At 45.8% G+C, this 12347-nt stretch carries 8 protein-coding genes and 1 pseudogene; 4 read left to right on the top strand and 5 right to left on the bottom strand.

Features of this window, described 5'->3' with window-relative positions; all coding sequences use genetic code 11:
- Positions 1-378: 378 nt before the first annotated feature.
- Positions 379-1977: a 2,3-bisphosphoglycerate-independent phosphoglycerate mutase gene (gene gpmI, locus P5674_RS07845; protein ID WP_014274509.1), complete on the top strand. Its 1599-nt coding sequence runs from the start codon at positions 379-381 to the stop codon at positions 1975-1977.
- A gap of 295 nt (positions 1978-2272) precedes the next feature.
- On the opposite strand, the gene P5674_RS07840 is transcribed toward gpmI, so the two are convergent.
- A complete protein-coding gene (locus tag P5674_RS07840) occupies positions 2273-3946 on the bottom strand; it encodes an iron ABC transporter permease (RefSeq protein WP_315669917.1) in 1674 nt (557 codons plus the stop codon).
- Positions 3947-4043: 97 nt separating this feature from the next.
- A complete protein-coding gene (locus tag P5674_RS07835) occupies positions 4044-5084 on the bottom strand; it encodes an iron ABC transporter substrate-binding protein (RefSeq protein WP_006619957.1) in 1041 nt (346 codons plus the stop codon).
- 445 nt (positions 5085-5529) lie between these two features.
- On the opposite strand from P5674_RS07835, the gene cruF reads away from it, so the two are divergent.
- Positions 5530-6450: a gamma-carotene 1'-hydroxylase CruF gene (gene cruF, locus P5674_RS07830; protein ID WP_014274510.1), complete on the top strand. Its 921-nt coding sequence runs from the start codon at positions 5530-5532 to the stop codon at positions 6448-6450.
- Between the two features lie 301 nt (positions 6451-6751).
- On the opposite strand, the gene P5674_RS07825 is transcribed toward cruF, so the two are convergent.
- Complete coding sequence (locus P5674_RS07825) at positions 6752-8545, bottom strand: iron uptake porin (protein ID WP_006619954.1); 1794 nt, start codon at positions 8543-8545, stop codon at positions 6752-6754.
- Positions 8546-9255: 710 nt separating this feature from the next.
- A complete protein-coding gene (locus P5674_RS07820; RefSeq protein WP_006619953.1) occupies positions 9256-10119 on the bottom strand; it encodes a Tab2/Atab2 family RNA-binding protein in 864 nt (287 codons plus the stop codon).
- 113 nt (positions 10120-10232) lie between these two features.
- On the opposite strand from P5674_RS07820, the gene smpB reads away from it, so the two are divergent.
- On the top strand, positions 10233-10700 hold the full coding sequence (smpB, locus tag P5674_RS07815; protein WP_006619952.1) for an SsrA-binding protein SmpB: 468 nt from the start codon (positions 10233-10235) through the stop codon (positions 10698-10700).
- A gap of 26 nt (positions 10701-10726) precedes the next feature.
- Positions 10727-12133 carry a class II fumarate hydratase gene (gene fumC / locus P5674_RS07810; protein ID WP_062945602.1) on the top strand — a complete coding sequence of 469 codons (1407 nt, stop codon included), beginning with the start codon at positions 10727-10729 and terminating at the stop codon, positions 12131-12133.
- A gap of 32 nt (positions 12134-12165) precedes the next feature.
- On the opposite strand, the pseudogene P5674_RS07805 reads toward fumC, so the two are convergent.
- A pseudogene (locus tag P5674_RS07805) lies at positions 12166-12345 on the bottom strand (Uma2 family endonuclease); the annotation flags it as partial.
- Between the last annotated feature and the right edge of the window lie 2 nt (positions 12346-12347).

The following is a 12347-nucleotide window of genomic DNA, read 5'->3' as shown; positions in this document are numbered from 1 at the left end:
CTAGGAGGTTATTTCAGGCATTGCAGCCTTATTTGACTCCTAAACGTCTCGCACTCTTCTCGCTTATTATACCATATTGCCCTAAAATATTAACCTAATTTGAGATTAAATCATGCTCTAAATTTGACGCTCTCATGTCAAGGGTAGCTTGAAACGAACCACAATCATCATTTCTAGCTGCCATCTGTTTAAAATTATGGGCTGGTTGGTAATAACCCCAGGTTAACAAATTTACGAGGGTTTTTGGGACTTAAAGGGCGATGTGGTTACACCTAAATTGGCTTGCTGTTGCCTTTTCACCTAGCAAAGATTTAACAGTTAGGTAAAGGGATGATATCATGTCGATGGAATTCACTCGTCGCGAAAAGGTAAGTTGGCATGGCATCAGTGTCTGTATCTCCCGTTGTACTAATCATATTAGACGGTTGGGGCTATCGTGAACAAACGGACGGAAATGCCATTGCTGTTGGCAATACCCCTGTGATGGATAGCCTTTGGACTGCTTATCCTCGAACATTAATTCAGGCTTCTGGTAAGGCTGTCGGCTTACCAGAGGGTCAGATGGGCAACTCAGAAGTTGGTCACTTGAATTTAGGTGCGGGACGAGTGGTTCCTCAAGAGTTGGTGAGGATTTCTGATGCGGTCTCGGATGGCAGTATTCAGAATAATCGGGCTTTGAGTAAAGTTTGCGAGGAAGTTCGTCAGCGAGAGGGTAAGTTACATTTAATGGGTTTATGCTCCGATGGGGGTGTGCATTCCCATGTAGACCATATCCTGGGATTGCTGGATATGGCTAAGGCTAAGGGGTTGTCTAATGTCTGTATTCATGGGATTACTGATGGCCGTGATACTAACCCTAATGATGGAATTAAGGTTCTTCAACAAATTGAAGACTACACTAAGGAAATAGGGGTGGGGCACATTGCGACTATTAGCGGCCGTTACTATGCTATGGATCGTGATAATCGATGGGACCGGGTAAGGAAGGCTTATTCGATCATGACTACCGATGGACCACAGAGCGATCGCACTATAGCTGAGATCATGAGGGAATCCTACGGAGAGGGTATCACAGATGAGTTCATTAACCCTATTAGAGTAGCACCAGGGGCTGTAGAACCCGGAGATGGGGTGATTTTCTTTAATTTCCGACCCGATCGCGCTCGACAGCTTACTCAAGCCTTTGTGATGGAGGATTTTGATGAGTTTGAACGGGAACTGATCGAGCCTCTGAGTTTTGCGACTTTTACTCAGTATGATCCCAACTATCCGGTGGATGTAGCTTTTGAGCCCCAAGGACTCGATAATATCTTAGGACAAGTAATTGCTGATCATGGGTTGAAACAACTGCGGACGGCGGAAACCGAAAAATATGCCCATGTGACTTATTTCTTTAATGGTGGTTTGGAACATCCTTTTGAGGGGGAAGATCGAGAACTGATTCCTAGTCCGGCGGTCGCCACCTATGACCAAAAACCGGAGATGTCTGCGGAGGAAGTGACAGAAGTTGCTCTTGAGGGTATCGATAAGGGGATTTATTCTCTGATTGTGATCAATTATGCTAACCCTGATATGGTGGGTCACACGGGGATGATGGATGCGGCGGTTAAGGCGATCGAAACGGTCGATCGCTGTTTAGGGGAATTGTTGGCAGGTATTTCTAAAGCTGGGGGAACAGCGATTATTATTGCTGATCATGGTAATGCTGAATATATGTCGGATGAACAGGGTAATCCCTGGACTGCTCACACTACTAACCCGGTGCCTTTTATTCTGGTTGAAGGGGAGGGGCGGAAAATTCCCGGCCATGGTACTGATGTACCTTTGAGAAGTGATGGCTGTTTGGCGGATATAGCTCCGACTATTTTGGAAATACTGGAGTTACCGCAACCTCCAGAAATGACTGGAACTTCAATGATTGTTAAATCTGAGTTGTCGCTGACGGAAAATCGTAGTCCGGTCAGGGTTAGGCTTTAAGGTGAAATTGGTTGAGGGGGGCCGGGATAATTAATAATTAATTGCCCTGTTCCCTGCTAGGCTTAATTCCTCAGAGGGTTGACAGGGGGTGGCAACTAATGATAGTATTTTTATATACCAAAATATAATTGCAATCTATTAACAAAAAATAAAATTGTCAATACTCCCATTATCTATAATAATAGCACGAGTGAACGCCGTAAAGCAACCCCCCCAGTGAGAGGAATTTTTTTAACATTTCTTAACTTTTCTTTACAAAAGTTAACATAAGAGAAACATCAGAGATGAGTGGCTCCTAGTCTTCTAACTGGGTAAGGCTAGGCTGTGCATTTTTGATGCGGCGTTCTTGGGAAAGAATAATGAGTGTAGCTAAGGTGGACACGAACAACATCATGAGTGCGGCGACTGAGGCTTGGGTAAAGGCTACACTTTCTGCTGTGGCTTGCCAAATTTGAGTGGCTAAAGTACGAAAACCGATGGGAGAGAGTAAGAGAGTGGCTGGTAATTCTTTAATGGAGGTTAGGAAGATTAACATAGCGCCACTGATCACGCCAGGACGAACGAGTGGTAAGGTGACTTGACGTAGAGTTTGCCAGGGTGTGCGTCCCAAAATACGGGCAGATTCTTCTAGGTTTGGGGATACTTGAAGTAGTGAGCCGCGCAATGTTCCGACGGCTTGAGGAATGAATAAGACTAGATAAGCAAAGATCAACATGGGAAGTTGTTGATAAAGCCAGGGTACATAATTGGCTCCAAAGAAGACGAGGGAGAGTGATACGACAATTCCCGGCATTCCAAAACCGATGTAGGATGTGCGCTCTAAGGTGGCTGTGAGGCGGCTAGGAAAGCGGACGGCGAGAATGGCGATGGGGAGTGCAAACAGGGTAGAAATGATGGCTGCTAGACCTGAGCTATAGATGGAGTTATAGGCGGCGGGTAACATCATGGTGATTAATTCTATGGGGTTTTGACCTACTCGTAAGCCACGCCCTAACCAGAAGAATAAAACTCCGAGGGGCATTACTAGGGAAAATAGTGTGATGAGGATACAAAAACCGAGGGCTAACCAAGTCCAGCGACCTAGGGGAATCAGGGGTTGTTGATGTTGACTAGCTGAACCTCTACTATAATAGGCGGCTCGCGATCGCGCTCGATATTCTAGCAATAAAATCAACCCGACTAAGGCGATTAATACTAGGGATAAGGCGGCGGCCATACTACGGTCAAAACTGGTGCGATATTGTAAAAAAATGACGTAGGTAAAGGACTCAAAGCGCATGAGTGCGGGAGTTCCAAAGTCTTGGAGGGCATAGAGTGAGACGAGTAGAGACCCGGCGGCGATCGCCGGGCGCAGTTGTGGTAAGGTGACTCGCCAGAAGGTTTGATAGGGAGTATATCCGAGAACCCGTGAGACTTCTTCCATGGCTGGGTCCATGCCTTGTAAACTCGATCGCACTGTGAGCAATATGTAAGGGTAGGAAAATAGTGTGGTGGCGATAATTACTCCAGCCCAGCCATAAATAGAGGGTAAGCGTTGGACTCCGAAGGGTTCGAGGAGAATTTGGATCATACTACCACGGGGTCCGGCGAAGGCTAATAGGGCAAAACTGCCTACATAGGTGGGGATAGCTAGGGGTAAGGTGGTGACTACTGACCAAAAACGCCGCCCTGGTAAATTGGTGCGTACTATTAGAAATGCTAGGGGAATGGCAATCAAGGCAGATAGGAGTGTGACAAAGAAGGCCATACCTATGCTGTTAAAAAATACCTGAATGGTGCGGGGTCGGGATATAAGGGCGATGAAGGGGGCTAATCCAATGCCCATTGCCCTAATTACTAGGTAAACGAGGGGTAATGCCATGCCTAAAGCGACTATGGCAGCCATGATGACTAAAAAAATAGGAGGATGCGATCGCCTGGTGGATAAGTAGCTAGTTGAGGATAATGTTTGCTTTAGGTTAATAGTCATTTAATGAAAAAATTAGTGAGGATATTATATGGGAAAGTAGGCGAAGAAATCAGGAAGGGGTCTAGTGCTTCCTGATCAATGGGATGGGATTCTTTGGTTATAAAACCCCTGCTGAACGCAGCAACTCTAGTGTTCCTTCTAAGTCTTCTAAGTCACTGAGATCGATATCTGGGGGATTAATCTGAGCAATAGGAATCTGTCCGTCTGGTGGTTGAATGCCATCAATTAAGGGATATTCACTATTCCCTTGGGCGAAGTGTTGTTGTGCTTCTGGACTAAGCATAAACTCGATAAAGGCGTATGCTGCTTCGGGTTGGTCTGTGCTATCGATAATAGCGACTCCGGCTATATTGATCATAGAACCTACATCGCCGGTGGGATAGTGATAGGATACGGGGAAATTGGGATCTTCGGCTTTAAAGCGGAACAAGTAATAGTTATTTGTCAATCCCAGGTCTACTTCACCGCGCCCCAAGGCTTCGACAAGGGTTGTATTATTGCGATAGACCTGGGGGTTATTGGCTTGCATGGCTTCTACCCATTCTCTAGCGCGTTCTTCGCCTTCATGCTTTCGTAGGGCGGTAACAAAGGATTGAAAGGAGCCGTTAGTTGGAGCCCAGCCAATGCGTCCTGACCATTCGGGTTGTGTAATTTCCCAAATTGAGTTAGGAACTTGATCGCTGCTGAGTAGATCTGTATTGTAGTTAAATACGCGAGCGCGTCCGGTAATACCAATCCATTGTCCTTCGCGAGAGCGGAACCTAGGGTCTACTTGATTGAGTAAGGTTTCTGGAATGGGACGGGTGCGCCCTTCTCTTTGTAGAGCGCCTAAAGCTCCTGCATCTTGAGCAAAATAAATATCGGCTGGGGAATTTTGACCTTCTTCTAAGATGGTGGCGGCTAATTCGGCTGTATCCCCATAACGGACATTGACTTGAATGCCAGTTTCGGCTTGAAATCGCTGAAACATTGGACCAATTAGGTCTTCTGCACGACCAGAATAAACGACTAAGGTTGCACCTGTTGTACCATTGGTGGCGGTTGGATCGATGGTTGTTTGTTGTTGACCACAAGCGATCGAGATGGCACTGGTGGCTATTGCTAACCCAATTAAAGAGATAACTTTTCTTCGTTTCATGTAATTTTTTTCCCAAGTGTCAAGGTGAGCTGATATTCATAATATTTCTCAATTGCTGAGATATGATCGGCTCTAGGAATTGATTTGTTCTGGCACAGCCAGGGTGTTATATGGATATTGATGGTTGGTTGATAGTCTGTTATGAGCAGCACCAAACCTGGGACTTTCCTAAAAATGGGCTACCATTCTGGCTTGAGTCCCACCAGCTAATTCAAAGTTATTATAAATTAGTCTGGACTTTAATAAGAATAGTTGTCAATGTGCTGTCTGTCAATATGGCAGATCTGGAGGATATTAGCTTAGGGTTAGGGGCCAGGGATATGGGGCGTGACAGGGAGGGGACAGGGGGGGGTCGCGTTTAACAGCAAATAAGTCTATTGTTGTATAAAGATTTATAAAGTTTTCGGAAACGCGGTCTGCGTTTCATATCTGTTTGAGGAGTCCCATGAAGCAACTTCTGATGCAAGAGCGATTTTTTCTGACCATCCATATCCTGTCCACCCTGTTTGGTCTAGCGGGACTGCTAATAGTTCTACCTAATCCAGAACTAATTATTAACCTACCCCCCATAGGACAAAGTTTCTTTCAACTGAGTATGGCAGGGGGAGGAGTAGCTTATATTGTGTTTGGAGCGATCGCAGTTAGTTTATACGCCTATCGCACCCTAGGGCTGGCTACGACGCTAGGATTTATGGTGCCATCTATTGTCCTATCCCTGAGTAGTGAACTGCTGGGGACTAGCACAGGTTTTCCTTTCGGTCATTACCAATATCTAAACGGTTTAGGCTATAAAATCGCGGATCTAGTTCCGTTTACGATTCCCCTATCCTGGTTTTATATGGGTTTAACCTGCTACCTACTAGCGAGGGGTGGCTTGAAGGTGAGGCTGGGTTCAAGTTGGGTGCGTCATGTAGCAGCTTTAGCGGTGGCGGCGATTTTATTAACGGCTTGGGATTTAGTCCTAGACCCGGCTATGAGTCAAGCACCTTTTCCGTTTTGGCAATTTCAAGATGTAGGGGAATTTTTTGGAATGCCTTATCGTAATCTTACGGGATGGATGGGGACGGGTTTGGTGTTTATGACGGTGGCGGCGGTTTTATGGAGAGGTAAGCCGATTGTTTTATCTCGATCTGTGTTGACTCTACCTTTACTGGTGTATTTGACTAACTTTGGCTTTGGGGCGGTAATTACGGTGGTGGCTTTAGATCCTAAGTTTCTACTACCGACTCTATTAAGCGTATTATTTGGTGTGATTCCGGCGATCGCTTTATGGTGGACTGCAATCGGACCAGATATGGCTACCTTAGAACCGGATTCTGAATCGCCGGAGGTGGCTGATTCTCCTATGAATGCGATCGCTAAATAACCCCAGGCGATGATGATTGTGGTCGGTGGCTTTCCTATGACAATTTAGGATTAACCCCCGACCCATTTTGTGATTTAGTCAAAAATCTACCCTAAATGGCTCTATCCGTTATTAGACGATGGTTAGAGCCATTTACTATGGTGAGCAATGTTGAATAATTAGTCAAGTGTATAGCGACAGAAAGCCATGGAAATAATAATAGGCGATCGCCATAGATTTGTCAACGCCCTAGGCCCTAGGGGGTGAGGATAAATTCAAGAATAGTCCGTCCCCCCAGGCTAAGAAAATGAGCGAGAAACTGCTAGAAACGGAAAGTGGTTCTGAGAGTCCCTACGAAAATATTAGCATTGTGGCTATTGTGATCAGGGTTAGTGACGACAAAGAAGCCGGGAGTGATGGAAATGTAGTCATTGAAGGCATAGCGATAGAAGGCTTCAATATGGAAGGAAGTATCGCGGTCTTCCAAAGCTCCCCGGTCGTGGTTCGTAACTTTGGGGGGCATTCCGATAATAATACCACCCAAATCTCCTTCGCTGAAGGCATCGGGGAAGCCCATAGTGACAGCCCAGTTAAGAATTGTCGCACTATCACTGCCATTTCTTTGTTGATGAGCCCAGGTAGCACCAAACCAGCCACCTAACTGGAATTTGTCAAGGACGCGCCAGTTAAATTGTAAACCTAAGTTATCGCTGCTGGTGGCATTGTTTCCAAAGGGACGCTCAGAAATCCAGCTTCCTGTGCCGCCAGCAATATTCACGTCTTCAGTGCTAAAATACTTGCGGGCGTACTCGACGGCAAAAGCGAGGTTTCGATTGGGTTCATAAACTAACTGAGCGCCAGCGCTATTGCTACCATTAAATAAGCCATTGCTTTGGGTAGCATCAGAAGCATTACCGGCTAAATAAGCTAGATTAAGTTTAAAGCGAGGTTGACTACCAAAGGTGAAGTTAGCGCCAGCACCTGCACCACCGGGTCCTCGAAATACGGCGGGGTTCCGTCGTCCAAACCGAGAAATTGATCCGGCGGAGGCACTTTCAAGGGGTGAGAGTACATCAAGAATATTGTCTATTCCCAGAGCATTAGCGCCTACCCAGAAGCGGGCTTTACCATCAAAAGCGGGGAAACGGTAGTTTAGATCATCTAGTCGGAAACCATTGCTCCTGCCGTCAATGGAAGTGCGAGCCATTAATGTATTATTGAGACCAAAACTTCTCAGGTTGGGAATGTCTACGGCTTCTAAGCGAATTCTCAGCCTGTCTCGACCGCTAAAGCTGCTATCAAAGTTGAGACGGCTGCGGTAGCCGAGATAGGTTTGGGTGGGGTCATCACTGGCTCGGCCAAAGGGTCCCCCTGCTACATTATGACGAGAGCGATCGCCAAAGCTATCTCCTGCCCAAAATACTACTTCGCCACTAAGTTTGGTGGTGGTTGAGAATTGGTTAGCTTCTAATTCGGCGGTTCTGGCTTCTAGGGCATATACGCGACCCCTTAAAGTGGCTAGTTCTGCTGCAAATTCTTCCTGTAGTCGTTGGATAACTGCTAGGTCTTCACGAGTTACGAGATTAGCTACAGAAGCGGCAATTAGTTCATTAACTCGCTCTAAACAAGCATTTAAACCAGCAGCAAACTCAAAACGAGTCATGGCTCGGTTTCCCCTAAAGGTTCCGTCGGGATAACCTGCGATACAGCCATAGCGCTCAACTAAGGACTGTAGGGCTTGGAATGCCCAGTCTGTGGGTTGCACGTCTGACAACTGGGAAACAGAAGTTACCTGTTCCATGGAGTCTTCTAAGCCACTGTATTGGTTGATTTGCTCGATACCTAAGATGGTGATTTCTGGATCGGTTTCTGGCTGTGTTTGAGCTAATTCTACGGGTTGGCTTGGAGGCTCGGATTGATGGGCGATCGCCAGATTAGACTCTGGGCTGATAGAGTCTTCTATGTCTTCAGTAGTTACGGGAGCTACTTGAGATGTAATATCAAATTTAGTGGCTATTTTTTCTGTGGCTAAGGCGGAACCTGCACTTAGAAGCAGGGCTGCACCCACCAAGCTGGGACTGTGCTTGAGGGTCTTCCAAAGAATTTTGTTTGTCATTTCTAATCTCACACCAACGCAAAAACATCTGAAAATGGGTTAATGGCTGTAGTTCTTGGGTCACTACACCATTAATTGAGAGTTTTTCTACAGATTGGGGTTGTCTAATTACTTAGAAACCTTTTCCAGTAAGCATCTGAACCCTTTAAATCATGGATAGGGCTCTGGGTATGGCTCTGGGAACCAATTGCAAATGACTCTCTTTAAGATGTTTATATCATGAAAGTTAATTTTTCAAGCTAATGATTCTCAATTAGTTGACAGCCTTGGCCCAGCCTTGGCAAATTAGTTAAGTTTAGCTAATGTATGGCTGCGAATAGTTTTGATTTTCCAAAGAATGTTAAGAATTCATAAGTTTTTATTGATAACTTCTATCAAAAGATTGAGGAGATGATGGGGGTTTTGGTATGGTGTAGGAAATGGCTCCCAAGGGGTGATTGTGTCTATATGCAAAAAAAGAGGCGGAAACGCCTATTTTTACGGGGTTTAAAATATTTGGTGGCTAAAATTTCAAAATAGCGATGCACCTGTAGGGGCGGGTGCTAAATCAGCCAGGGGAAAAACCCACCCCCGGAGAAAAAGCGATCGCCTAAAATGGGCATCTTGACAAAAATCAGATTGTATGTATAGAGGTTGGGATGTTTTCGGGGTGAGTGGGAGGGGAGGGGGGATAATCGATAAGATTATCATCCCCCTCCGGGGTAATGAGATTAGAAGTCTAACTGCTGAAGCATCCAGAAGCCAGCAAAGGATTCGGAATTAGGGTCAGACTGAATAGCCAAAAAATGCACATTTTTAGCGGAGAGCTTGGCTTGTTCAAAATTCCGGGCTTCGGTCTGGGTTTTAGAGTCGGTGAGGTTAGCCAAAATCCAACTCTCATTTTCCCCGGTTTCCAAAATCAGGCTAGGGCGGGGAGTTTCCAGGAGTCGCAGAAAAGCTAACTCTAACCCAGACATCCAGGCGGCTAGGGGTATGGCGCGGGTAGAGAAAATAATCAGACCGGGAACGAGTGTTTCGGGAGATAGCCCCATCATGGGTAAACTGAAGGCTTCGCCAAAGCCGATATCCCATTCAGGCATATCTTGAAAGGCGGCGGCTTCTAAAGAAACGATCGCCCACTGTTCCCCCTGAAGTGCATCTGGTAGGGGCTGAGGTTCACCGGAGACAAACTGCACTGAGGGGTTAGTTCCTTCCTGATAGTTAGGATAGGTGGGATAAACTTTGTCGATGCGTTCTTGTAGCCACTGAAACAGTGTATAGGTGCGACGACTAGCTGATGCGGGGATATCTAACCCTTCAGCAGCTTTAGAGATCATATTCGCCATGGGACGGCGGAAAAAACGAATTTTGGATGGTGGTAATGGTGCTTGAGCGATCGCTTCTTCAATAGCTCCCTGCAACCAGATAGAGTTAACCTGGGTACTGGGACAAAATTGTGTATAGCGGAATAGAGACTCAGGGCGCGATCGCACATCCAGGGGGGTTTCACAGATAATCACCTCCCATACTTTTTTTCCGTCTTCGTCCCGCAGCGGACGACTGTAAAAATCCAGTTCCCAAATCGTTCCCTTCATTGGATGCTAAAAACTCGCTATGTATACTAAACTCAAACTTCTATTGTCCCATTAAAATGATGGTAACAACAAGGTTGTTCAATTAACCCTGGTTCATGGTATAATGAGAAGTTATGAGTAAAGACAGTAACGGATACAAAATCCTCACCGATAACCGTAAAGCTCGCTATCTGTACGAGATCCTAGATACCTACGAAGCCGGAATTGAACTGAAAGGCACGGAGGTTAAGTCGATCCGGGCGGGTCGTTCTAATTTGCAGGATGGTTATGCGTTGGTGCGGGATGGAGAGGTGTGGCTGATTAATGTTCATATCTCCCCTTATGAGAATACGAGTAATTTCTTTAATCATGATCCGCGCCGTACCCGAAAGTTGTTGCTACATCGCCAGGAAATTAATAAGCTGATTGGACAGGTAGAACAAAAGGGCCTGACCCTGGTTCCTCTGAGAATGTATCTGAAACGGGGACGGGTTAAGGTGATGATTGGACTGGCGCGAGGTAAGAAGTTGCACGACAAGCGAGAGACAATCCGACGCAGGGATGATGCGCGGTCTATGCAACGGGCGCTAAAGCAGTTTTAATAGATAATGGACGGGGAACTTAGGCGATGAATCAGGACATGGATGCTAATATGCGAGTTGAACGCGATAGCATGGGGGAAATTCAAGTCCCCAACGATCGCTATTGGGGAGCGCAAACTCAGCGATCGCTTCATTATTTTTCTATTGGTACTGATTTAATCCCCCCAGAGGTGATCGCGGCTTTTGGTATTCTCAAAAAGGCGGCGGCGTTGACTAATCAAGAGTTGGGAAAACTGCCCCCAGATCTGTCAGAATTGATTATACAGGCGGCGCAACAGGTAATTGAGGGTAAGTTATCGGAACATTTCCCCCTGCGGGTGTGGATGACTGGAAGCGGTACTCAATGTAATATGAATGTAAATGAGGTGATTGCTAATTGGGCGATCGCTTCTGTGGGCGGAAAAATGGGCAGCAAAAACCCTATTCATCCCAATGACCATGTTAATATGTCTCAGTCGTCTAACGATACATTTCCGACGGCTATGCACATCGCAGCAGCTTTGGCGTTTCATCAGCGCCTAATTCCTAAAGTCCGAAAAATGCGAGATGCTCTGGCTCAGAAATCCGCAGAATTTAACGATATTGTCAAAATTGGTCGCACCCATTTACAAGATGCTGTTCCCCTGACTTTAGGACAGGAGTTTTCCGGCTATGTGGCACAACTAGATGCCGACCTAAAACGCATTGAGATGGTTTTACCTGATTTGTATGAATTAGCTATTGGTGGAACCGCTGTAGGAACCGGATTAAATGCGCCGCCTGGGTTTGCGGAAAGGGTGGCGGAACACATTGCCGAAATGACCTGTTTACCCTTTGTTTCAGCACCCAATAAATTTGCGGCTATGGCGGCTCATGATGCCATAGTTATGGCGAGTGGTGCGTTAAAAACTTTAGCCTGTTCTTTGATGAAAATTGCCAATGATATTAGATTTTTAGGGAGTGGCCCCCGCTGTGGTTTAGGCGAATTAATTTTACCCGAAAATGAACCGGGTTCTTCAATTATGCCGGGAAAAGTAAACCCCACCCAATGCGAGGCTATGACTATGGTAGCGGTTCAGGTAATGGGGTATGATACCGCTATTAGTATGGCGGGTTCCCAGGGTCATTTTGAGTTAAATGTGTTTAAGCCAATGATGATTTTTAACCTGCTACAATCGGTTAATATTTTGGCGGATAGTTGTAATAACTTCACAGATTTTCTGTTGGTTGGTTTACAGGTAAATCACCGTAAAATTAACAGCTATTTAGAACAATCTTTAATGTTGGTAACTGCTTTAAGTCCTAAAATTGGCTATGACCGAGCCGCAGAAGTCGCTCATTTGGCTTTGGAGAAGGATGCGACCTTAAAGCAGATTTGTGTCGAATTAGGCTATATTTCGGCGGAAGAATTTGACCAAGTTGTGGTTCCTAGTAAAATGGCACATCCTCATTAATTGAGAGTTAATGTAAACCGACTTTCTAAAATCTATGATTCCTCAAGCTGCTGACGCACCTCATTGATAGATAACCCCAATGCTACAGAAATTTGCTCTACTGTCAATCCCATATTGTCTAATTGAGCAATAGCTGCTAAACGCGCCTGACGTTCTTTTTGTGCTTCCAATTGAGCCTGCTGTGCTAACTCTTCGGCGCTCAAATAACGTCTCC

The organism is Limnospira sp. PMC 289.06, assembly GCF_032350395.1.
Lineage (GTDB): Bacteria > Cyanobacteriota > Cyanobacteriia > Cyanobacteriales > Microcoleaceae > Limnospira > Limnospira platensis.
The sequence above is the reverse complement of the archived record's forward strand: the minus strand, read 5'-3'. Positions and strand labels throughout refer to the sequence as shown.